This is a genomic window from Curtobacterium sp. MCJR17_043 (genome assembly GCF_003224315.2).
Lineage (GTDB): Bacteria > Actinomycetota > Actinomycetes > Actinomycetales > Microbacteriaceae > Curtobacterium.
The window spans coordinates 2,980,139-3,002,227 of sequence record NZ_CP126259.1; the positions used below are offsets into that span (position 1 = coordinate 2,980,139).

Consider the following 22,089-nt stretch of genomic DNA (forward strand, 5'->3'; position numbering starts at 1 on the left):
GCTCGATGCCGAGCTGCTCGAGCAGCGGGACGGTCATGCCCTCGCTGCGGCCGGTGGAGAGCATGACCTCGTGCCCGGCGGCCTCGGCGTCGCGGACGGCCCGGATGACGGTGTCGGTGATGACCCCGTCCTCGCGCATGGTCGTGCCGTCGATGTCGAGCGCGACGAGCCAGCGCTTCACCCGCGCGGGCGCAGCGGCGTCCCGGCCCGATGCCGCGTCGGACCCGTCCACGAAGCCGCGTGAGGAGCTCATCGGGGCTCGATCACCTCGACGCCGCCCAGGTAGGGCCGGAGGACCTCGGGGATGACGACCGAGCCGTCCTCCTGCTGGTGCGTCTCGAGGATCGCGACGAGCCAGCGGGTGGTGGCCAGCGTGCCGTTGAGGGTCGCGACCGGCGCGGTCTTGCCGCTCTCGGTGCGGTACCGGATGTCGAGGCGGCGGGCCTGGAACGTCGTGCAGTTCGACGTCGAGGTCAGCTCGCGGAAAGTGCCCTGCGTCGGCACCCATGCCTCGAGGTCGTACTTCCGCGCAGCACTCGTGCCGAGGTCACCCGCGGCGGTCTCGATCACGCGGTAGTGCAGCCCGAGGTCCTGCAGCATCGACTCCTGGTACGACATGAGCCGCTGGTGCTCGGCGTCGGCCTGGTCCGGGTGGACGTAGGCGAACATCTCGAGCTTGTTGAACTGGTGCACCCGGAGGATGCCGCGGTTGTCCTTGCCCGCCGACCCGGCTTCGCGCCGGTAGCAGGTCGACCAACCGGCGTAGCGGAGGGCCGGGTCGTCCTCGGACGGGAACTGCAGGATCTCGTCCGCGTGGTACCCGGCGAGGGCGACCTCGCTCGTGCCGGTCAGGTACAGGTCGTCGGCCTCGAGTCGGTAGACCTCGGCCGCGTGCTCGCCGAGGAAGCCGGTGCCGGCCATCGTCTCGGGGCGCACGAGGGTGGGCGTGATCAGGGGCTCGAACCCGTGTTGCACGGCGCGGTCGAGGCCGAGCGACATGAGCGCGATCTCGAGGCGGGCGCCCATCCCCTTGAGGAAGTAGAACCGCGAGCCGGAGACCTTGACGCCGCGGGCGATGTCGATGATGCCGAGGGACTCACCGAGGTCGGCGTGGTCCTTCGGCTCGAAGGCGAACGACGGCTTCGTGCCGACGGTGCGCAGGGTGACGAAGTCGTCCTCGCCACCGGCGGGCACGTCCGGCAGCACCACGTTGGGGATGGCGCGGACGACCGAGTTGAAGGTGTCCTCGGCGGCGGTGACGGTGGCCTGCGCCTCCTTCACCTTCGCGGCGAGCGCCTGCGCCTGCTGCACGAGCGCGGCCTTCTCGTCCTTCGGGGCCTTCGCGACGGTCTTGCCGAACGCGTTCTGTTCGGCGCGGAGCGCCTCGAACGCGGTGATGGCGCTGCGTCGCGCTGCGTCCGCGGCGACGGCCTGGTCGACGACGTCGACGGAGGCGCCGCGCGCCGCCTGCGAGGCCTTGATGAGGTCCGGTTCGTCGCGCAACAGCTGGGGGGTCGATCACCGCCCCAGCTTACCGGGGAGCCGGTGGCAGATCGGTGGACGCACCGGACGGGAGGCCCGGCACCGGATCGACCCGCGCTCCCGTCCCGGACGTGGTCACGTTCCGGACCGCGCAGCCGGTGCCCGGTAGCGTTGACCGCATGTCGACGCCCTCGGAAGCCACCGCCGTGCCGGAGGACGCCCCTGCCACGGACCAGCGCACCGCCGCAGTCATCTACAACCCCGTCAAGGTCCACCTGCCGACCCTGAAGCGCACCGTGAACCGGTACCAGCGCGAGGCCGGCTGGTCGGAGACCAAGTGGTACGCCACGAGCGAGGAGGACCCGGGCGGCGGCATGGCCCGCCAGGCACTCGAGGCCGGTGCGGACGTCATCGCCGCTGCCGGTGGTGACGGGACGGTCCGCGCCGTCGCCGAGGTCGTGCACGGGTCCGACGCGGCGCTCGCCCTGCTGCCGAGCGGCACGGGCAACCTGCTCGCCCGCAACATCCCCGCGCCGATCGACGACCTCGGTGCCAGCGCGCACACGATCTTCCACGGCGAGGACCGCGAGATCGACATGGGCACGGTGCACGTCGAGCGCCCCGACGGCTCGCGTGAGCAGTTCGGCTTCCTCGTGATGGCCGGCCTCGGGCTCGACGCACGGATGCTCGTGAACACGAACGACGACCTGAAGAAGAAGGTCGGCTGGCTCGCGTACGTCGACTCGCTCGTCCGGTCGCTGCGGGACTCCGACGCCATCGAGTTCCGTTACCGCCTGGACGGCCAGAGCACCCGGTCGGTCCGCGCCCACTCGCTCATCGTCGGCAACTGCGGCATGCTGCAGGCCGGCGCGACCCTGCTGCCGGACGCCGAGATCGACGACGGCTACTTCGACGTCGTCGTGATGCGTCCGCACGGGTTCTTCGGCTGGGTCCGGATCGGGGCCCGCGTGTTCTGGGAGAACGCGATCCTCCGCCGCTTCCGTCGCTCCGCGCTCGGCAAGACCGAGATCGGCAAGACCATCGTCACGAAGACCCGCGACGAGCGTCCGCTGCGCTACCTGCGCGGCGAGGAGTTCACCGCGCGGCTCGAGCGTGCCGAGGAGTTCGAGATCGACGGCGACCCGGTGGGCGAGGTCCGCGCCTTCCGGGCGAAGATCGACGCGGGCGGTCTGACGGTCCGCGTGGCCGGACCCGAGGACCAGACGCGGGCGACCCGCCGCCGCTGACCGCGCGCGGGGGGTGTCGGACGGGAGGCTCAGCCCGCGTCCGGCTCCCCGCTCACGATCGCGCGCAGCCAGTCGCGCGCCTCGACGAAGGCCTGGTTGGAGTAGCGGGGGTGAGACCTCGGACCGGAGGCCGTCCGCACGCGGGTACGAGCCGAGGAAGGTCACGCGCGGGCTGAACCGGCGGAGACCGAGCAGGGCGTCCGCGACGCGTTCGTCGTGGACGTGGCCGTCCAGGTCGATGACGAACCGGTAGCGGCCGAGCTCGTCGCCGATCGGACGCGAGGACAGCAACCCCATGTTGATGCCCCGGGTGGCGAACTGCTCGAGCATGTCGACGAGGGCACCGGGGTGGTCCGCGGGCAGTTCGACGATGACGCTCGTCTTGTCGGACCCGGTCCGCGGCGGGATCGCCAGGGTCTTCGAGACGAGCACGAACCGCGTGACGGCGCTCGCGTTGTCGCCGATCGAGTCGGCGAGCACGGCGAGGTCGTAGTGGTCCGTGATGCCGGGCGGGGCGACGGCGGCGTCCGCGGTCGGGTGGTCGTCGAGGAGCACGGCCGCCGCGGCGACGTTCGAGGACGCCGGGATGTGCCCGTGGCCCGGCAGGTTCGCCTCGAGCCAGTGGTGCGTCTGGGCGTAGGCGACCGGGTGGGCGTTCACGGTGCGGACGTCCGACAGGGACGTGCCGGGGCGGGCGACGAGCACGAAGTCGACCGGGACGAGGTACTCCCCCCACGATCCGCACGCCGGGGATCCGGGCGAGGGCGTCCTGCGTGGCGCTCACGCCGCCGTCGACGCTGTTCTCGATCGCGATCACGGCCCCGACCGAGCGGCCGGTCATGACGTCGTCGAGCGCCTCGCCGACGTTGTTGACGCTCCGCCAGGGCTTCCCGGCGGCGGCCTCGACGAGCTTGAGTGCCGCCTCGGTGAAGGTCCCCGCCGGTCCGAGGTAGCTGTAGGTCTCGGACGGGGAGTCGGCGGCCTGGCTCATACCGGCGAGCCTATCGGCGTGCGGTGCCCCGTCCGCCGCTCAGAGGACGAGCTGCATGGTGTCCGAGTCGCCGTTCCGTCCGACGGTCCGGAACCCCGCTCGTTCGTAGAGGATGCGCGCACCGGTGTTGCCGTCCTCGACGCTCAGGCTCATCCCGGGCCACCCGGCGTCCCGGGCTGCGGCGACGAGCCGGGTGAGCAGCGCCGAGCCGATCCCGCGGCCGCGCGCCCGGGCGTCGAGGGCGAGGGTGAGCTCGGGGACGTCCTCGGCGACGAACCCGTACCCGGGGTCCTCGGCGGGCAGGTGCACCGCCCACGCGACGCCGACCGGCCCGTCGTCGTCGGTCGCGACGACCCCGAGGTCGGCGGCGCCGGGCCGCTCGGGGTCGAACGCGGCGGAGTAGTGGGCGAACTCGGGCCGGTCGAGGTCGGCGTCGGCGAACCGCTCCCCCCGACCAGTTCATCGCGTCGAGGGTCGCCCGGCGGAGCAGGGGCACGTCGTCGGCGGTGGCCGCGCGGTACCCGATGCCGTCGACGGTGCTCGGCAGGGAGTCGTCGGCGGTGCCGGTCATCCGCGCCTCGCACATCTCGGTGGCGGCGACCACCTCGTCGCAGGACGCGCCCTCCGCACCGGCTCCGTCCCCACCGGGCATGTCGCTGACCGCGGCGAACCGGCCCTCGGGGTCGACCCGGGCGAGGAGCACGCGGGAGATCGTGTCGAGCTCGGCGACCTGCTCGTCGGTGAGCGCGTCGATCACCAGACGACGGGCGGTGCGGACGTGGTCCGGCGCGGCGGCGACGATGTGGTCGAAGCCGGCGTCGGTGAGCCGGACGTCGGTGGCGCGGCGGTCCTCGGAGGACGGGCACCGGGCGACGAGCCCACGCTTCTCGAGGCGCGACACGACGTGCGACAGGCGCGGGAGGGACGCGTTCGTGGCCGACGCGAGGACCGACATCCGCAGGGTGCGGGAGTCCCGCTCGGACAGCATCGCGATGACCATGTAGTCGAAGAGCGTCAGGTCGGCGTCGCGCTGGAGCTGCTGGTCGAGCGCTGCGGGCAGGAGTTCCATGACGGCGACGAACCCCATCCAGGCACGCAGCTGCTCACGGGAGAGCCAGGGCGTGTCGTCGGTCATGCCGCTCATCCTACGGAGAGGTTGTCGCTGCAACCACAGCATCGTCCGGACGACGCCGAGCGGTGACCACGCCGACCACGAGCACGACCACGACGACGGCGGCGAGCACCCCCCTCGACGACGAGCAGCCGCGCGGTGTAGTCGAACGGCAGGACCGTGGGGTTCTTTGTGCCCTGCGACTTCGCGACGATCTCGGACACGGCGACGAGCGCGAGCACGCTGCCGAGGACGACCGCGGCCTGCACGACCACGAGCACCCACGTGCGGAGCGTGCGCCCTGCCCGACGGAGCCCCGCGCCGACGGCGAGCACGAACGGCGACAGCACGGCGTCGTGGAGCACGACCGCGGCGAGCAGCCACACGAGCAGGCCGCCGATCCGGTCCGTCCGGACCGAGGTCAGCAGGACCCACGCCCCGAAGGCGATGACGAGCACGCCGACGACCACGAGGACGGTCCGCGCCACCCGGATCCGCCGGTCGGGACGCTCGGCGGTGGGGACCGCGCTCATGCGATGACCTCGATCCGTTCGATCCACTTCGTCTGCAGGACGCCGGGTCGTCCGGGGGGCGATGATCCGCGCCGGGAACCCGTGCTCCAGGTCGAGCGTCGCACCGTTGAGCTCGAGGGCCACCAGGGTGGTCGGGTCGGCGGTGTACTCCGGCCCCATCTCCATCACCCGGTATCCGCCGTGCTGCTCCAGACTCGTCACCCGCACGCGTACGTCCGGGTCGGACTGCACCGCCACGAGCAGGTCGCGCATCCGGACGCCCTTCCAACTCGCCATCTGGCTCCAGCCCTCGACGCACGAGATCGGGAGCCGCGCCTCGGCCTGACCCAGGGCGACGAGTTCGGCGCGTGAGAACGTGCGGCTGACCGCCGGGCCGGCGACGGTGAGGGCCCAGTCGGCGGCGGTCGCCGTGGCGAGGACCCCGGCGGCGCGAGCCGTCCGGTTCACCGGCAGCCCGTTCTGCCCGATGTGCCGCTGACGGGGAGCGAAGACGTTGAACGGCTCGGCGAGCACCGACGACTGGCCGGCCGTGAGGACGACGACGCCGGCCGTGGCCGCCGTGACACCCGCGATGAACCCGCGGCGGGCGAGACGCTGGCGCCCGCCTTCGGCGTCGGCGTCGGCGTCGGCGGCCGGGTCCGGTGCCGCACGGTCCGCGACCGGCGGAGCGCCGTCGATCCAGCGGTGGAGGCGACCGACGAACCCGCGGGACGTCGCGGCGGCGGGAGGGCGGGCCTCCAGGCCGGGACGGGCCTGCAGGGTCGGGTCGGGCAGGTCGCTGCCCACCGTCTCGTCCACGACGAACCGACCGTGCTCGTCGAACGCGTCCCGTGAGCGCCAGTACCGCGTGATGATGCGCAGCTTCGTGCCGATGTGCAGCACGAGCGAGCCGATGAGGACGTACGCGAGGGCGTTGTGGACCTGCCGGAACGGGAACGGCCACGGGTACCACTGGAAGGTGTTGAGCAGTCCGGTCACGACCTGGATGAGCGCGGCCGCCACGAACACCGCGATCGACAGCCGCTCGAGCCCGTGCAGGACACCACGCACGGGCGGTGTCTGGAGCAGCGCCGGCATGACGACGTTGAGCTTGGCGAGCAGCAGCGGGATCGCGGCGATGCCGGCGGTGACGTGCAGGCCCTGCGTGACCTGGTAGAGCTGCACCGGCCGGGTCGGGAAGCGCATCCACCCGGGCGGTTCCTGCAGCAGGTGGCTGTAGACCCCGGTGGCGAAGCAGACGAGGAACGCGATCCCGAGCAGCCGACCGGTGACGACCGCCGAGCGCGCGGTGCGGTTCGGCGACGCCATCACGCTCCGTGCGTCCAGGAGGAGGCGCTGGACGCCCGCTAGCCTCGACGGACCATGAGCGAACGACTGCGCCCCGGCCGCCGACCCTCGACCGGGCTCGTCGCCACGCTGCTCGCCGTCGTGGGCGTGCTCGCGCTCGGCACCGTGATCGCCGTGGGTGTCACGCATCTGGGGTTCCTCCGGGAGGGTCATCGCTCTCCATTCGTCACCTGGACGCTCATCGCTTGGACGGTCTTCGCGGCTTCCGTGCTGGCGCTCAGGTTCGTGCCGCCGCACCTCGTGACGCGGATCGTGCTCGGTGGGGCGGTCGTGGTCGGCATCGCGGCCCTCGTCGGCCCGCCGAACACGAGCACCGACTCCGCACGCTACGCCTGGGACGGCATCGTGCAGCACGCGGGCGTGTCCCCCCTACGCGCACACGCCGCAGTCCGAGGCCTTGGCAGGTCTCCGCCCGGAGTGGTTGTTCCCGGACAAGGTCGACGGCACGTGCAAGCCGCTCGAGCCGCGGTACCGCGGACTCGGGGACGGCGCGCTCGGGCACTGCACGGCGATCAACCGTCCGGACGTCCCGACGATCTACCCGCCGATGGCCGAGCTCTGGTTCGCCCTGGTCCGGGTCTTCGTGCCGGCCACGGCGCAGTACATGCCGTTCCAGGTCGCCGGACTGCTCGTCTCGCTCGGCGTCACGGTCGGCCTGCTCGTCGTCCTCCGCCGGACCGGCCGACCGACGTGGTGGGCCGCGCTGTGGGCCTGGTCACCGCTCGTCGCCGCCGAGGCCGTGACGAACTCGCACGTCGACGTCGTCGGGGCCGCGCTGGCCACCGCGGGTGCCGTGCTCGTGGCCTTCGGTCGGCCGATCTGGGGCGGCATCGCGCTCGGTGCCGCGACGGCGACGAAGCTCATCCCGGCGATCGTCTACCCCGCACTGCTCGGCCGGTGGCGGAGCTGGTGGGCGATCCCGGTCGGCATCGCCGTGTTCGGGCTGCTCTACGTGCCGTACGTGCTCTCGACCGGGCCGAAGGTGCTCGGGTACCTGCCGGGCTACCTGTCGGAGGAGGGCTACGAGGACGGCTCGCGCTTCGCCCTGGTGGCGGAGGTCCTGCCCGGCGACGCGGCGACGATCGCCGTGGGCCTGATCGTCCTCGTCGCGGCGGTCATCGCCTGGCGGCTGTCGGACCCCGCGAACCCGTGGTCCGGGCAAGTGTTCATGATCGGCGTGACCTTCCTCGCGGTGACCCCGCGCTACCCCTGGTACGCGCTGCTGCTCATCCCGTTCGTGGTGCTCTCCGGCCGGTGGGAGTGGCTGTCCCTGACGCTCGCCATCGCGCTGCGCGGGGTGTGGCCGTCGGTCGTCGCCTACCGGTGGTGGCTGCTCGCCGCGATCGCCGTCGTGCTCGTCGTCACCCTCGTCCGCACGCGCCGCGAGGACTGGCTCCGGTGGCGGGACCGCCTGCTCGGCCGGAGCCCGGGAGCCCCGCTGCCCGCCGGAGACGCGAGCCGCGGTCCCCGCGACGTATCCTGACGACATGCCGGCCCAGATGCTCCCCTCGACGGGTCTGCTGAGCCGTGTGCGTCCGGGAGCGACGGACACCGCGGTGCACCCCCCTGGTCGCACAGCATCCGGGTCTCCCGCCCCGGCCCGACGGCGACCCGGGCCTGGTGGACCGGTTCGGCCGGTACGCCGTCGACCTGCGGGTGTCCCTGACGGAGCGCTGCAACCTCCGCTGCACCTACTGCATGCCGGCCGAGGGTCTGCCCTTCGCGCCCGACGCAGCGCTCATGTCCGTGGACGAGATCGCCCGGCTCGTCGGCCTCGGGGCGCGGGAGCTCGGCATCCGCAAGGTCCGCTTCACGGGCGGTGAACCGCTCCTCCGCAAGGACCTCGTCGACGTCATCGCCCGGTGCGCGGCGGCCCACCCCGACCTCGAGCTGTCCCTCACCACGAACGCGATCGGACTCGCGGGTCGCGCGGCAGCGCTGCGAGCGGCCGGACTGCACCGGCTGAACGTCTCGCTCGACACCGTGGACCCGGACGTCTTCGCCGAGGTCACCCGGCGCCCGTTCCTCGACCGCGTCCTCGAGGGGATCGCCGCCGCGGCCGACGCCGGCCTCGGGGTGAAGATCAACGCGGTCCTGCTGCGCGGGGTGAACGACCACCTGGCGTCCGAGCTGCTCGCGTGGTGCCTGGAGCGCGGCCACGAGCTGCGGTTCATCGAGCAGATGCCGCTCGACCCCGGGCACGCCTGGGACGCCACGACGATGATCACGGCCGCGCAGATCCGCGACCTGCTCAGCGCCGACCACGTCCTGACCCCCGACGACGCCCCGCGGAACGGCGCTCCGGCCGAGCGGTACCGGGTGCGGTCCCGGGCGACCGGCGCCGACCTCGGGACGGTCGGGGTCATCGCGAGCATCACCGAGTCGTTCTGCGGCGACTGCACGCGCACCCGGCTCACCGCCGACGGTCACGTCCGCAGCTGCCTGTTCTCCGACGACGAGACCGACCTGCTCGGTCCCCTGCGCGCGGGCGCCGACGACGCCGACGTCCTGGACCGCTGGCGGCGGGCGATGTGGGCGAAGCCCCGCGACCACGGCGACGACACCGACGGCCTCGTGCACCCGACCCGGGGCATGAGCGCGATCGGAGGATGAGGAAATGACCACCCTGCGCTTCTTCGCCGCCGCCCGTGCCGCGGTCGGCATCGACGACACGACCGTCACGGCGGACTCGCTCGACGCCGCCCTCCGTCAGGTCGAGGCTGCCGACCCCGAGCGCTGGGCCGCGCTGCAGGAGCGGTGCTCGTACCTGGTCGACGGGGTCACCACCCGCGACCGGTCGACGTCGCTCGACGGGGTGGCACTCGTGGACGTGATGCCGCCGTTCGCCGGCGGCTGACCAGCGCCCTGAGCTCAGCACACGGAGCTCAGCGCACGGGCGCCGGACTCCGCGCTCAGGACTCCCACACGGTGAGCTCGGTGGGCGGGACGTGCACCCGCACCGTCGATCCGACCGTCGCCCCGAGCGCCGCGACCGCGGCCAGGGTCAGGTCGGCGGACAGGTCGTCGGTGCGGAACCGCACCAGGCCGTTCCGCGGTTCGAGGGCACGGACGACCCGCGGCAGACCGGGGCCGACGCCGGTGTCCCGTGTCACGACCGCCGCCGTCGGGTGGTAGGCCGCCGACACGGGTCGACCGGCAGGCACGTGGTGCGCGGCCGACGCCAGCGGGCGCCCGTCACCGGAGCCACCGGAGCCACCGTCGAGCACGAGCCCGTCCGCCGTCGCGGTCCCGTGCACCACCACCAGACCCGAGAACGCCGCCGCGAACCCGCTCCGCGGACGCGCGAGCACCTCGGCCGGGGTGCCGGACTCGACGACCCGACCGTCCTGCAGGACGACGACCCGGTCCGCGAGGGCCATCACCTCGACCGGGTCGTGCGTCACGAGGACGCTCGGCCGACCGGACACGGCCGTGCGGAGGGCGGCGCGGACGTCCTCGCGCGCGCCGACGTCGAGTGCCGAGGTCGGTTCGTCGAGCAGCACGACGGCGGGGTCGGCGGCCAGGGCCCTGGCGATCGCGACGCGCTGCGCCTGCCCGCCGGACAGCGTCCCGGGCGCCCGGTTCGCCAGGTCGGCCACCCCGACGGCGGCCAGGGCGTGCCGGGCGGCCGCGCGGGCCTCCCGGCCGGACCGGCCCGCGGCCCGCGGACCGAAGGCGACGTTCGCGAGGACGGAGAGGTGCGGGAACAGGTCGGGCCGCTGGGCGACGAGTCCGATGCGGCGACGGTGTGCCGGGAGGCCCCGCCCGGCACCGGCGAGGACCCGGTCGTCGGAGCGGACCGCACCGCCGTCGAGCGGCAGGAGGCCGGCGACCGCGTCGAGGACCGTCGACTTGCCGGAACCGTTCGCACCGACGAGGGCCACGCACTCGGCCGGTCCGACGGAGAGGGCGACGTCGACGTCCCGGTCGTGGCTAACCACGTGCGCGACGAGGCCGGTCCGGGCTGCGGCGGCGGTCACGGCGTCACCGCGCGGGTCCGGACGGATGCCAGGCCGATGACGAGCACCGCGACGACCACGAGCACGAGGGCGAGGGCGACCGCGGCGTCCGGGTCGACCTCGCGCTGCAGGTACACCTCGAGCGGGAGGGTCCGGGTCACCCCCCTGCAGGCTGCCCGCGAAGGTCAGCGTCGCACCGAACTCACCGAGCGCCCGGGCGGCGCAGAGCACCAGGCCGGACAGGATCCCCGGCAGCACCCGCGGCGTCGTGACGGTGAGGAACGTCCGGGTCGGGCCGGCGCCGAGCGTGGCCGCGACGCGCTCGTAGCGGTCCCCCCCTCGACGCGCAGGGCACCCTCGATCGCGGACGCCAGGAACGGCATGGCGACGAACGTCTGCGCCATGACGACCGCCACCGTGGTGAACGCGATCCGCAGTCCGTGCTCGTCGAGGAACGCGCCGACCACGCCCATCCGCCCGAACGCGGCCAGGAGCGCGAGCCCACCGACGACCGGCGGCAGCACGAGGGGCAGCAGCACGACCGCCCGCGCCACGCCGATCCACCGCGACCGGGACCGGGCGAAGAGCACCGCGAGCGGGTAGCCGAGCACGAACGAGACCCCGGTCGCCGCAGCCGCGGTCCCGAGGCTCAGGACCAGGGCCGTCCGGGACGCGGGTGACGTGACGAGCGCCACGAAGGAGCCCCACTCGACGCGGCCGACCATCGCGAGCACCGGCACGACGACGAACAGGCCGCCGAGCACGGCCGGCACCGGCAGCCACCACGGGACCGGTGCACGGCGGATGCTGCCGGAGCGGCCAGCGGCGCCGTGGCCGGCGGCACCGTGGTCGGCGGTGGTGCGGGCGGCGGCGGCACGGGTGGCGGTGGCACGGCGCACGACGGTCAGGGCTCCCCGAACCCGGCGGCGGCGAGCACCCGCTGGCCGGCGGGCGACAGCACGTACGCCGTGAACGCCCGAGCGGTCGTCGGGTCTGCCGCGTCCCGGAGCACGCTGATCGGGTAGGTGTTCACGACGTCCGCAGCAGCGGCGAACGGGACGCCCGCCACGTCCCCGCCCGCGCCCTGGACGTCGGTGCGGTAGACGATGCCCGCGTCCGCCTGACCGGACGTGACCTTGCCGAGGACGTCGGTGACGGACTGCTCCTCGCTGACCGGGTGCAGCTCGACCCCGCTCGCACGCTCGACGGCCGCGGTCGCAGCACCGCACGGCACTGGCGCGGCGCACGTGACGAGCTGCACGTCCGACGCCGTCAGGTCCGCGAGTTCGGACACGTGCAGCGGGTTGCCCGGCGCCACGGCGATCTCGAGCGTGTTCGTCGCGAAGGCGCGCGGCGGACCGTCCAGCAGGTCGGCCCCGAGCGCCTCGGTGCTCGCCTGGTCGGCGGAGGCGAGGACGTCGGCGGGGGGCACCGTTGCGGATCTGCGAGACGAGATCGCTCGAGCCGGCGAACGAGAACGTCACCGTCGCGCCGGGGTGCGCGCGCTCGAACCCGCGCCCCAGGGTCGTGAAGGTCCGTTGCAGCGATGCCGCGGCGAACACCGTGACCGTCCTCGAGGGAGTCCGTTCCACGCCGCCGCCCGCGCGGTCGGCGGTGGGACCGCTCGCGCACCCGGCGGTCGTCAGCGCCAGCACGAGGACGGCTGCGAGTGCGGTCGCGCGTCGCATCGGCCCTCCACACTGCCGCAGGTGCGGCATCCACGGCTGATCCTATCCGCACCAGCGGTCGACGCCTCAGGCCGGTGCGAGCGGGAGCCCTTCCCGACGCCATGCGTCGACGCCACCGTCGAGGACGGTCACGGGCCTCCCGGCGGTTCGTGCCCACGCATCCGCGCGGGGCCCACGGGCGCAGGTCACGACGACCTCCGTGTCGGACGGGACAGCGTCCGGGTGCACGGACCCGGCGATGACGCCCGTCGCCCACTCGGCCGGTGTGCGCACGTCGACGACCGTCACCCGGTCGGCGGGGTCGGCGAGACGGGCGGCGAGCGCGGACGGGGCGATCCGCGCGGGCCGGGTCACGCCGTCCGCGTCCGCCGTCCCGGCCGGGAGGCCCGTGGGCCGTCGCGACGCCGGCCCACGTCGGACGGGACTCTCGGTCCACCGCCACCGCCGGGCGTCGACGGTGAGGAGCCGCCCGAGCAGGGGCTCGCCGAGACCCGCGACGAGGGCCGTCACCTGCGCGGCCATCACCGACCCGACCGCGCCGCAGAGTGACGGGAGGACCCCGTCGACCGCGCATGACCCCTCGTCCGGCAGGACCTCGGGGTGCAGGTCGTGGAAGTCGACACCGTCCGGACCGGCGTCCCGGAACACCGAGACCTGACCGTCCCAGGACAGCACCGTGCCCCAGACGAACGGGATCCCGAGCGGCGCGCAGGCGTCGGACACCGCACGGGTGACGTCGACGGCGTCCGCGGCGTCCACCACGACGTCGTGCCCGGCGACGTGCTCGGGCCGGAACCGTCCCACGACCGCGACGACCTCGAGCTCGGGGTCCACCGCGCGCGCCCGGGCGGCCGCGACCTCGGCCTTGGCGGAACCGACGTCATCGCCGGTGAACAGGGTCTGCCGGGACAGGTTCGACCCGTCCACGACGTCGTCGTCCACGATCGTCAGGCGACCGAGCCCGCTGCCGGCCAGGAGGGCGATCACCGGGGCACCGAGGCCGCCGGCACCGACGACGAGCACCCGGGCTCGACCGAGACGTTCCAGGACGTCCGGCCCCGCACCGGTGAGCGCCGCCGTGCGTGACCCGAGGCGTCGACGCGCGGTGCTGACGGGCGTGCTCGTGCTCGTGCTCGCGTCCGGTGTCGTGCTCACGCGTCCGTCTCCGGGCTCGCAGCCTCGACCGTCACCATCGTGGCCTTGACCGAGGCGACCGCGACGGACCCGACCTCGAGCCCGAGCTCCCGGACCGCCTCGGCACTCATCAGCGACACCACCCGGTGCGGCCCGCACTGCAGCTCGACCTGGGCCATCACCGTGTCGACGACCAGGCCCGTCACGATGCCGACGAACCGGTTGCGTGCGGAGCTCCGGACGCCCGACGGGTCGGCGAGCTGGTCGCCGCGCGACGAGGCGTACTCGGCGAGTTCCCGTCCGTCGACCACGGCCCTGCCCGCGGGGTCGGTCGCCCTCGTGAACGTGCCGCCCTCGACGAGCCGCCGCACGGTGTCGTCGCTGATGCCCAGGTAGGTCGCGGCGTCACGGATGCGGAGCTGCGTCATGACGACGACCCTAGACCGGGGACGACCCGGTACGACTTGTGGACACTCACCGTCTCGCAGGGCCCGACACCGGGTTCCCGTCCAGCGGCGCTCGGTACCGTGCTGGGCGTGAGTTCCCCCCCGTACCGGCAGCATCGGCGTCCCGCACGCGGTCCGCCGGGTACCGGTGCGTGCCGGCGTCCGCGGGGCCGTCTCCGCCGCCGCGACGGCAGCGGTCCGGGTGCCGGAACTCACGATCGGCGCGGTGGGCGTCGTCGTCGCCGCGGCAGCCTCGTGGGTCCCGTCCGTCTGGTACGACGAGGCGGCGACCGTCACGAGTGCCCAGCGGTCCTGGGCGCAGCTCTTCGCGGAGCTCCACACCGTCGACGCCGTGCACGGTCTGTACTACGCCCTGATGCACGTCTGGTTCTGGCTCGTCGGGTACACCCCGTTCACGTTGCGCCTGCCGAGTGCGCTCGCGATCGGGGTCGCCGCGGGACTCGTCGTCGCCCTCGGCCGACGCCTCGGCGGACGACGGCTCGGCATCACGGCGGGCATCGTCTTCCTGCTCCTCCCCCGCGTGCAGTGGGCGGGGACCGAGGGGCGTCCCTACGCCACCATCACGACGCTGTCGGTCTGCCTGACGCTCGTGGGCGTCACGGCCCTGCGCCGCACCCGGTCACGCGCACCCCGGTCCACCGGGTGGTGGGTCGCCTACGGGGTGCTCGCCGTCGTCGCGGTGCTCTGCAACGTCTACCTGGCGCTCGCGGTCCTCGCCCACGCCGCCGCGCTCGCCTGGACCCTCGTGGCCGAACGGCACGCGCTGCGGACGGCCGTGGTCACCCGGGACGGCCGCACGCCCGGGCCGCCGCTCGTCACCGGTCGGGTGCTCGTCCGCTGGGCCGCCGCCGCCGGCATCGCGGCCGCCGTGGTCGCGCCGTTCGTGGTCGTCGTGTCCTCGCAGGCGAAGCAGGTCGGCTGGATCAAGGACATCAGCCGCGACACCCTCGGGCAGGTGTGGTCGACCGCCTGGTTCGGCGCGTCCGACCCGTACGCGGCCGTCATCTGGTCCCTCATGGTCGTCGGCGTCGGGCTCGCCCTCGTGCAGGTGCACCGCCGGGTGCCGTCCGCACGCGCCCTGTTCCGGGCGCAGACCGTGCGGGTGGCGCTGCCGCTCGTCGTCGTCCCCACCTCCGTGCTCCTCGTCGCGACGGCACTCGGTGAGCGCCTGTACTCGCCGAAGTACGCGACCCTCAGCCTGCCGTTCGTCGCGCTCCTCGTCGCCGTCGCGCTCACCGCGGTCCGGCCGAAGGCGCTGCTCGCCGCCGCCGTCGCGGTGCTCGTGGTCCTGTCGGTCCCCACGGCCGTGTCCGTCAAGGGCCCCGAGGCGAAGCAGGCGTCCACCTGGGCGCATGCCGCCGCGATCATCAGCGCCGAGCGCGCCGCCCGCCCGAGCGCCAACGAGGGCGTCGTGTTCGGCAGCGTCTACCGCCACCCGACGACGACCGCCGAGGTCATCCGAGTGTCCTACCCGGACGCGTTCTCCGGGCTGACCGACCTGGCCGTCGCGACCGACGGGGCCGACGAGGGCGTCCTCTGGAACACGAACGGCGACCTCGCGACGACCGTCCCGTCCCGTCTCGGCGACATCGACACCGTCTGGTACGTCGGCGGCACCTCCCGCACCATCCGGCCCGAGCTCAAGGCGGTGCTCGAGGAGCAGGGCTTCCACGTCGCGCACAACTGGCAGACCGGCAAGGTCATCATGTCGGAGTTCGTCCGCTCCTGACCCCGCGTCGCTGCCCGTGCGGGCAGCGGGTCAGTGCAGGACGCGGGCGCCGTGCACGGGACCGGTCGCGCGGAGTGCCACGCGCCCCGAGGCGCTCAGTGCGACCTGGACCTCGAGCGCGGCGTCACGGTCGGGCACCAGGAAGGCCACGGTGGGACCACTGCCGGACACGAGACCGGCCAGGGCGCCGGAGCGCTCCCCGAGCTCGAGCGTGTCGGCCAGGCCCGGCTGCAGGCGCATGGCCGGGGCCTGCAGGTCGTTGTGCAGGTTCTCGGCGAGGAGTTCGGCGTCGCCCGCCCGGAGCGCTTGGAGCACGTGCGCCTCGACGACGGGCGTCCGCGGGGCCGGGGAGATGTCGGCCCGGTAGCGCTCCCGGTGCTCGTCGAGCGCGCGGTACACCGACGGCGTGGAGAGCCCGGTGTCGCTCAGTGCGAGCACCCAGTGGAACTCGCCCTTCGCCAGCGCCGGGCTGAGCTCGTCGCCACGACCCGTCCCGACGGCGGTCCCGCCGGCGAAGGCGAAGGGGACGTCGGCCCCGAGTTCGGCGGCGAGCCGCAGCAGTTCGTCGCGTCCGAGTCCGGTGCCCCAGAGCGTGTCGACCGCCAACAGGGTCGCGGCGGCGTCAGCCGAGCCGCCGCCCATCCCACCGGCGACGGGCACCTGCTTGTCGATCGTCAGACGCACGCCGCCGCGGTGTCCGGCGGTCCGGGCGACGAGCCGTGCGGCCCGGAGCGCCAGGTTGGTGTCGTCCGTCGGCACCGAGGACGAGTCGATCGGCCCGGTGAAGCGGACGGAGAAGTCGTCGGCACGCTCGGCGGTGACGTCCTCGTACAGGGACACCGCCTGGTACGCGGTGGCGACGTCGTGGTACCCGTCGTCCTGCAGGGCGCCGACCGACAGGTGGACGTTGATCTTGCCCGGCGCGCGCGTCCGCACCCGACCGGGAGCAGGCATCGACGTCATGCGACCAACCTATCCCCGTCCCGCCGGTCCACCCGCCGTCCATACCGGACGGGAGGCCCGTGGCGGCGCCGCCACGGGCCTCCCGTCCGACGGCTCACGCCGCAGCGGCAAAGCCGCGCTCCAGGTCCGCGATGACGTCGTCGACGTGTTCGAGGCCGATGGACAGCCGGATGAGCCCCTCGCCGACGCCCGCCGCGGCCCGCTCGGACGGGGTCATCTGCACGTGGGTCGTCGACGCCGGGTGCACGACGAGGGAACGGACGTCACCGATGTTCGACACGTGGTCGAAGAGCTCGAGCGCGGACACGAAGCGCCGCCCGGCCTCGACCCCGCCGGCCAGGTCGAACGCGAGGACGCTCGACGGCCCCTTCGGCACGTACCGCTGCTGCAGGTGGTGCCACGGGGAGCTCGGCAGGCCGGCGTAGTGCACGTGCTCGACCTGGTCGTGTGCATCGAGCCAGGACGCGACCGTCGCGGCGTTCGACACGTGCCGGTCCATGCGGAGCGACAGCGTCTGGATGCCCTGCAGCACCAGGAAGGCGTTGAACGGGGCGATCGCCGGGCCGAGGTCGGCGGAGAGCTTCGAGCGGGTGCGCTGGATGAACGCACGGCGACCGAACTTCTCCGCGAAGTTCGTACCCGAGAAGCCCGAGTGCTCGGTCGTGGTCAGCTGCGGGTACTCGTCCGGGTGTGCCGCCCAGTCGAAGTTGCCGCTGTCGACGATGAGTCCGGCGATGGCGCTGCCGTGCCCGGCGAGGTACTTCGTCGCGGAGTGCACGACGATGTCCGCGCCGTGCTCGATCGGCCGGACCAGGTACGGCGTCGCGATGGTGTTGTCGACGATGAGCGGGACGCCGGCCTCGTGCGCGACACCCGCCACCCCGGCGAAGTCGAGGACGTCCCCGCGCGGGTTCGGGATGGACTCGCCGAAGAACGCGCGCGTCTCGGGTCGGACGGCCGCGGCCCACTCGTCCAGGTCCGTCGGGTCCTGCACGAACGTGAACGCGATGCCGAGGTCACGGAGCGTCGACGCGAAGAGCGTGTACGTCGCGCCGTAGAGCGACGCGCTCGACACGATGTGGTCCCCGGCACGGGCGAGCCCGAGCACGGCGAGCGACGTGGCCGCCTGCCCAGACGCGAGCGCGAGCGCGGCGACCCCGCCCTCCAGGTCGGCGATCCGACGCTCCAGCGCCGCAGCCGACGGGTTGTTCACCCGGGAGTACGTGTGCCCGGGTGCGTTGAGCAGGAACCGGTCGGCCGCGTCCTCGCCGGACGGGTACACGAAGGCCGCGGTCTGCGCGATCGGCGGCACGTTCCCGCCGAAGCCCGGATCGGCCTTGAACCCGGCGCGGATCTGCCGGGTCTCGAACGCCCAGTCGTCCTCGGCGGCCATCAGGACACCGTCTCCACGGGGACGGACGCACGCACGAGCGGGATGACCTGCTCGCCGAAGCGCTCCATCTCCTCGAGCTGCGGCGAGAACTGCAGGAGCAGGGTGTCCACACCCACCTCCTCGTACTCGCGGATCCGTGCGGCGACCTGCTCCGGCGTCCCGACGAACTGCGGGCGCAGGCCCCGGTTCGACACCGAGTAGTCCTCGAGCGACGGCACGTGCTCGAGCTGCGACTTCGAGATGAAGTCCTGGTAGGACTCGTACGCCTTGCCGTGCTGCACGTCGGTGATGCGTGCGAGCTCGGCCTGCGCTTCCTCCTCGGTGTCGCGCACGATCGCGTACGCGGCCATGCCGAACGCCTCGAACGGCGGGAGCCCGGCGTCCTCGCGGCGCCGGCGCATCTCGGCGATCTTCGTCCGGAGTTCCTCGACGGTGCCGCCGTGGGTGACGTAGGCGTCGGCGTAGTGGGTGATGCTCGCCTTGCCGGCCTCGCTCTCACCGCCGGCGTAGATGCGCGGGGTGACGCGGGGCTTCGGCTCGAGGTGGGCGTTCTCGATCTCGTAGTACTCGCCGGAGAAGCTGTACGGCGTCTCGCGCCACAACCCCTTCATGATCTCGACGAACTCCGCCGTGCGCTTGTAGCGGTCGTCGTGCTCGGAGAAGATGCCGCCGTACTGACGGGCCTCTTCCGCCCACCAGGCGCTCACGACGTTGAAGGTGAACCGGCCGCCGGAGATGTCGTCGATCGTCGCCGCCTGCTTCGCCGTCACCGCGGGCAGGTGGTATCCGGGCCGCATCGCCGCCATGATCTCGAGGCGCTCGGTCGTCGCCGCGATCGCCGCCGCGAGCGCCCACGCCTCCAGGCTCGGCGCTGCGACGCCCTTGATGTCGTTGAGGTTGAGCTCCGGCACGAGCGTCAGGTCGAACCCGATCCGCTCGGCGCGCTGCGCCAGGAGCTTCACGTAGTCGAACGTGACCGGCATCTGCTCGTCGTCGACGTTGCGCAGCCAGCCGCCGAAGAGCGGGGTCCAGTATCCGAATCGCACGGGGGGTTCCTTGCTGGTGGAGATGACGGTCCGGAGGCTCGGTGCCGGTGGCGAGCCGGGCCTCCAGACCGGTGGGTGGGTCAGGCGGTGCCGTGTGGTGCGGCGGTGTCGTGTCGCCGGTCAGGCGTGCGCCGCCGGTGCGGCGGCCGTGGCGTACTCCGCGTCGAGCAGCCCGCCGAGGTAGCGGGCGATCGACCGCGGGCCCGAGGCCGGTGCGGCCTCCTCGACGGCGGGGTTGTAGTTCGTGTTCGTGTTGATGTCGTAGACGACTGTCCGACCGTCGGTCGTCTCCATGAACTCGACGCCGGCGATCGTGATCCGCTGGTCGGCGAGGAACGTGCGGAGCTGCTGCACGAGCGGGTGCTCCGCGGTCACCTCGGTCCGGACGCTGAACGCCGGGGGCGCTCCTGCGGTCTCCGTGCCGGGGACCTCGCACACCGCGCCGGCGATGACCTGCGGGACCTCGCATGCGTCGGCGGGGCAGAGCTCGAAGCTGCCCGCACTCGTGTCGACGCGGACGGCGTAGACGAACTCGCCGCCCACGAACTCGACGCGGGTGATGAACGGCTCACGAGCGGTCAGGTACTCCTGCAGCAGCGTGATGCCGTCCACCGGCTCCTCGAACTCCGGGCTGTCGACGTAGGCGTCGAACTCGGCGAGCGAGTCGAAGCGCCGGACGCCGAGGCCCTTGCCGCCCTGGTTGTGCTTCGTGATGAAGGGGACGTCCTGGCCGCCCGTGAAGTCCGCGGCCGCCTGCGTGAGCGTCGCCGTGCCGAACACCGCGGTGGTGCGGGGCACGTCGAACCCGGCCTGCTGCAGGAGCCCGTGCTGAGCGACCTTCGAGACCTCGAGCTCGAGCACGTGGCTGCCGCCGACGACCTGGCGGCCCGCTCGTTCGAGCCAGCCGAGCACCGCGCGGGTGTACTCCTTGCTGTGCTCGTGCCCGCGTGTGTGCGAGCTGGCCGACATGCGGCTCCAGTACACACCGGGCTCCGGTTCGGCGCCGAGGTCGATCTGCCCCTCGGTCAGCAGGAGCTCCCGCACCGGGACGCCCTCGGCCTCGAAGGCAGCGGCGAGCGGCGGGAACCACTCGGGGTTCTCGTGGATGACGGTCACGCGCGGAGTGCTCACCGCCCCACCCTAGGCACGCACGTGTGGAGGCTGCCAGGTGTGTGACGTGGTGTTGCGGCTGCGGCGCATCGACAGACTGGTACATCAGTATCCTGGCTTGATGCGTCTCATCTTCATCGACGAATCCGCTCGTGATGACCGCTACTACTTCTTCGGCGCGCTCATCGTCGACGCGGCAGCGCTCCGGACGATCGAGGACGGGTTGGACGCGGCGGCGACGGACGTCGCGCGGTCAGTGCCGGGGTTCGACCCGGAGACCGAGTTCCACGCCGTCGAGATGTTCCACGGCAAGAGCGGTTGGGGGTGCGTCCCGCCGCAAGTGCGAGTGCGGGCCTGCATGTCGACGGCGACTGTGCTCGCCCGGTCGACGGCCAGTTTCGTGTTCCGGGGCATCGACCTCCGTGCACACCGCGCTCATCCCGTCGCGGACGCCCGTCCGGTACACCTCCTGACGCTCGCACACGTGCTCGAAGCGGTCGATGAGCACCTGGAAGGAGCTGACCCGAGTGAGCAACTCGGACTCGTGCTCGCCGACGACCACCACGCCGCCGCCGACGGAGCGCGGCGCAGCCTGCGGGACGTCAGGACGGGCGTGTCCTCCGGATGGACAGCGGGTCCGCTCACCAGGATCGCTGACACGCTCTACTTCGGCCCGTCGCGCGAGAGCCGGCTGCTCCAGGCAGCCGACTTCGCGACGTACTTCCTGAACCGGGACAGGACCGTGCCGGAACGTGACCACCGCGCAGCGCGGGCCACGGCCCGGATCGTGCGGGCAGTGCGGTCGATCACAGTCGAGGAGGCCGTCTGGTGCCCCCCGGACGCACGACGCCCCGCTCGAGGGCGGGGCGTCGGCTGGGTGCGGGAGGTCTGACGACGTCCTGCCATGTCACAATATCATCCGGCATAGGCCCTGTCGAGATCGACGGAACAGGTCGATCCGGCCGTCAACCGGCGAAGGTCTGCTGGCCGAGGACGCCGAGCAGTTCGAGCTTCTGGGCGTCCTCGCTCCCCGGCGGTGCAGTGAAGAGCAGGAGCGCCTGTGCCTGGTCGTCCGTGTGCAGCACCTGGCAGTCGACGGTGATGCGACCGAGCTCGGCCTGCATGATCGTCTTGTTGTCCGACCAGCGGAGGGCGACCTCGTGCAGCGCCCACAGCCGGGCGAACTCGGGACTGCGCCGCTCGAGTTCGGCGACGAGTTCGGTCGCCCGACGATCGCCGGGTCCGGCGAGACCGACCGCCGCCCGCAGTGACGCCACCACGACCCGCCCCAGTCGTTCGTGCTGCTCCGGTGCGTACCGGTCGAGCTCGGTGCCGGTGACGAACCACCGCCATGCCTGGTACCGATCGTTGCCCGACAGGCCGACCGACGTGCCGAGGAGCGCCACGGCGAGCCGGTTCTCGACGAGGGTCTCCCCCCAGGTGGCTGACGACGATCGCCGGCGTGTCCGTCAGCCGGTCGAGCACCCGGAGGATCGCCGGGTCCACGTGGTCGGCGCGGTGCATGCGCACCGGCGCGTTCTGCCCCGCGAGGTGGAACAGGTGGTCGCGCTCGTCGAGGGAGCAGCGGAGGGCACGGGCGATCGCGGCCACCATCTGCTCGGACGGCTGCGGTCCGCGCTGCTGCTCCAGGCGCGTGTAGTAGTCGACCGACATGCCGACCAGCGCGGCGACCTCCTCACGACGGAGGCCCGGGGTGCGTCGACGAGCGCCGGCACCGAGCCCGACGTCCTCCGGGCGCAGGAGCTCGCGTCGGCGGCGCAGGAAGTCGGCGAGGGCGGCACGGTCCATGCGTCCAGTCTGCTGCTCGGCGCGGCCGGGAACCAGGGACCGGCGGTCCCCCCGATGTGCGGGCTCTGGATGCGTCGACA

The 22,089-nt window shown here is 73.1% G+C and carries 18 protein-coding genes and 5 pseudogenes; 6 read left to right on the top strand and 17 right to left on the bottom strand.

The features are described 5' to 3' along the window. Nucleotides 1-25: 25 nt before the first annotated feature. Both DEJ15_RS18975 and serS read right to left on the bottom strand, forming a co-directional pair. Nucleotides 26-253, bottom strand: a pseudogene (locus DEJ15_RS18975) (HAD hydrolase family protein); the annotation flags it as partial. Beyond that, nucleotides 250-1,506: a serine--tRNA ligase gene (gene serS / locus DEJ15_RS15515; RefSeq protein ID WP_284176237.1), complete on the bottom strand. Its 1,257-nt coding sequence runs from the start codon at nucleotides 1,504-1,506 to the stop codon at nucleotides 250-252. The pseudogene DEJ15_RS18975 and the gene serS, both read right to left, overlap by 4 nt. A gap of 155 nt (nucleotides 1,507-1,661) precedes the next feature. Here serS and DEJ15_RS15520 point away from each other — a divergent pair, with 155 nt between their 5' ends. Then, a complete protein-coding gene (locus tag DEJ15_RS15520; RefSeq protein WP_110826056.1) occupies nucleotides 1,662-2,729 on the top strand; it encodes a diacylglycerol/lipid kinase family protein in 1,068 nt (355 codons plus the stop codon). A gap of 29 nt (nucleotides 2,730-2,758) precedes the next feature. Here DEJ15_RS15520 and pheA read toward each other — a convergent pair. From pheA to DEJ15_RS15540, 3 genes and pseudogenes are all read right to left on the bottom strand, one after another. Beyond that, a pseudogene (gene pheA, locus DEJ15_RS15525) lies at nucleotides 2,759-3,720 on the bottom strand (prephenate dehydratase). 10 nt (nucleotides 3,721-3,730) lie between these two features. Further along, nucleotides 3,731-4,855: a MarR family winged helix-turn-helix transcriptional regulator gene (locus DEJ15_RS19755; RefSeq protein WP_502866122.1), complete on the bottom strand. Its 1,125-nt coding sequence runs from the start codon at nucleotides 4,853-4,855 to the stop codon at nucleotides 3,731-3,733. A gap of 5 nt (nucleotides 4,856-4,860) precedes the next feature. Beyond that, on the bottom strand, nucleotides 4,861-6,840 hold the full coding sequence (locus DEJ15_RS15540) for a molybdopterin-dependent oxidoreductase (protein ID WP_284175235.1): 1,980 nt from the start codon (nucleotides 6,838-6,840) through the stop codon (nucleotides 4,861-4,863). Nucleotides 6,841-7,108: 268 nt separating this feature from the next. On the opposite strand from DEJ15_RS15540, the gene DEJ15_RS15545 reads away from it, so the two are divergent. The 3 genes from DEJ15_RS15545 (at nucleotide 7,109) to DEJ15_RS15555 (ending at nucleotide 9,568) form a co-directional block, all read left to right on the top strand. Next, on the top strand, nucleotides 7,109-8,194 hold the full coding sequence (locus tag DEJ15_RS15545) for a glycosyltransferase 87 family protein (RefSeq protein ID WP_284175236.1): 1,086 nt from the start codon (nucleotides 7,109-7,111) through the stop codon (nucleotides 8,192-8,194). Nucleotides 8,195-8,277: 83 nt separating this feature from the next. Continuing rightward, on the top strand, nucleotides 8,278-9,324 hold the full coding sequence (moaA, locus tag DEJ15_RS15550) for a GTP 3',8-cyclase MoaA (protein WP_284176239.1): 1,047 nt from the start codon (nucleotides 8,278-8,280) through the stop codon (nucleotides 9,322-9,324). A gap of 4 nt (nucleotides 9,325-9,328) precedes the next feature. Next, a complete protein-coding gene (locus DEJ15_RS15555; RefSeq protein ID WP_110825985.1) occupies nucleotides 9,329-9,568 on the top strand; it encodes a MoaD/ThiS family protein in 240 nt (79 codons plus the stop codon). Nucleotides 9,569-9,623: 55 nt separating this feature from the next. On the opposite strand, the gene DEJ15_RS15560 is transcribed toward DEJ15_RS15555, so the two are convergent. The 6 genes and pseudogenes from DEJ15_RS15560 to DEJ15_RS15580 all read right to left on the bottom strand — a co-directional run bounded on the left by DEJ15_RS15560 (nucleotide 9,624) and on the right by DEJ15_RS15580 (nucleotide 13,920). Beyond that, nucleotides 9,624-10,691, bottom strand: coding sequence for an ABC transporter ATP-binding protein (locus DEJ15_RS15560; protein WP_181419620.1), 1,068 nt, complete (start codon nucleotides 10,689-10,691; stop codon nucleotides 9,624-9,626). Further along, nucleotides 10,688-11,476: pseudogene (locus DEJ15_RS15565) on the bottom strand (ABC transporter permease). Before DEJ15_RS15565 ends, DEJ15_RS15560 begins: the two are co-directional and overlap by 4 nt. 98 nt (nucleotides 11,477-11,574) lie before the next feature. Then, nucleotides 11,575-12,102 carry an extracellular solute-binding protein gene (locus DEJ15_RS19760; protein ID WP_502866176.1) on the bottom strand — a complete coding sequence of 176 codons (528 nt, stop codon included), beginning with the start codon at nucleotides 12,100-12,102 and terminating at the stop codon, nucleotides 11,575-11,577. 52 nt (nucleotides 12,103-12,154) lie between these two features. Beyond that, nucleotides 12,155-12,388 (bottom strand): annotated as a pseudogene (locus tag DEJ15_RS19765) (hypothetical protein); the annotation flags it as partial. 36 nt (nucleotides 12,389-12,424) lie between these two features. Next, nucleotides 12,425-13,513, bottom strand: coding sequence for a ThiF family adenylyltransferase (locus tag DEJ15_RS15575; RefSeq protein WP_110825982.1), 1,089 nt, complete (start codon nucleotides 13,511-13,513; stop codon nucleotides 12,425-12,427). Then, nucleotides 13,510-13,920, bottom strand: a complete 411-nt coding sequence (locus tag DEJ15_RS15580; protein ID WP_110825981.1) for a TOBE domain-containing protein — start codon at nucleotides 13,918-13,920, stop codon at nucleotides 13,510-13,512. The genes DEJ15_RS15575 and DEJ15_RS15580 overlap by 4 nt, the downstream gene beginning before the upstream one ends. Before the next feature lie 166 nt (nucleotides 13,921-14,086). On the opposite strand from DEJ15_RS15580, the gene DEJ15_RS15585 reads away from it, so the two are divergent. Further along, entirely contained in the window at nucleotides 14,087-15,688 is a 1,602-nt protein-coding gene (locus DEJ15_RS15585; RefSeq protein ID WP_284175237.1) for a glycosyltransferase family protein, read from the top strand. Nucleotides 15,689-15,718: 30 nt separating this feature from the next. On the opposite strand, the gene DEJ15_RS15590 is transcribed toward DEJ15_RS15585, so the two are convergent. The 4 genes from DEJ15_RS15590 to DEJ15_RS15605 form a co-directional block, all read right to left on the bottom strand. Next, nucleotides 15,719-16,651 (bottom strand): 4-(cytidine 5'-diphospho)-2-C-methyl-D-erythritol kinase, encoded by a 933-nt coding sequence (locus DEJ15_RS15590; RefSeq protein ID WP_110825979.1) that lies wholly within the window; start codon nucleotides 16,649-16,651, stop codon nucleotides 15,719-15,721. A 94-nt stretch (nucleotides 16,652-16,745) separates the two neighbouring features. Then, a complete protein-coding gene (locus DEJ15_RS15595; protein ID WP_110825978.1) occupies nucleotides 16,746-18,044 on the bottom strand; it encodes an O-acetylhomoserine aminocarboxypropyltransferase/cysteine synthase family protein in 1,299 nt (432 codons plus the stop codon). Continuing rightward, entirely contained in the window at nucleotides 18,044-19,090 is a 1,047-nt protein-coding gene (locus tag DEJ15_RS15600; protein ID WP_110825977.1) for an LLM class flavin-dependent oxidoreductase, read from the bottom strand. The genes DEJ15_RS15595 and DEJ15_RS15600 overlap by 1 nt, the downstream gene beginning before the upstream one ends. A 120-nt stretch (nucleotides 19,091-19,210) precedes the next feature. Beyond that, nucleotides 19,211-20,221 (bottom strand): ATP-grasp domain-containing protein, encoded by a 1,011-nt coding sequence (locus tag DEJ15_RS15605; RefSeq protein WP_110825976.1) that lies wholly within the window; start codon nucleotides 20,219-20,221, stop codon nucleotides 19,211-19,213. Between the two features lie 100 nt (nucleotides 20,222-20,321). On the opposite strand from DEJ15_RS15605, the gene DEJ15_RS15610 reads away from it, so the two are divergent. After that, a complete protein-coding gene (locus DEJ15_RS15610; RefSeq protein WP_110825975.1) occupies nucleotides 20,322-21,092 on the top strand; it encodes a DUF3800 domain-containing protein in 771 nt (256 codons plus the stop codon). A 73-nt stretch (nucleotides 21,093-21,165) separates the two neighbouring features. On the opposite strand, the gene DEJ15_RS18985 is transcribed toward DEJ15_RS15610, so the two are convergent. Further along, entirely contained in the window at nucleotides 21,166-21,606 is a 441-nt protein-coding gene (locus tag DEJ15_RS18985) for an MmyB family transcriptional regulator (RefSeq protein WP_349814741.1), read from the bottom strand. A gap of 211 nt (nucleotides 21,607-21,817) precedes the next feature. Beyond that, nucleotides 21,818-22,009, bottom strand: a pseudogene (locus DEJ15_RS18990) (helix-turn-helix domain-containing protein); the annotation flags it as partial. Between the last annotated feature and the right edge of the window lie 80 nt (nucleotides 22,010-22,089).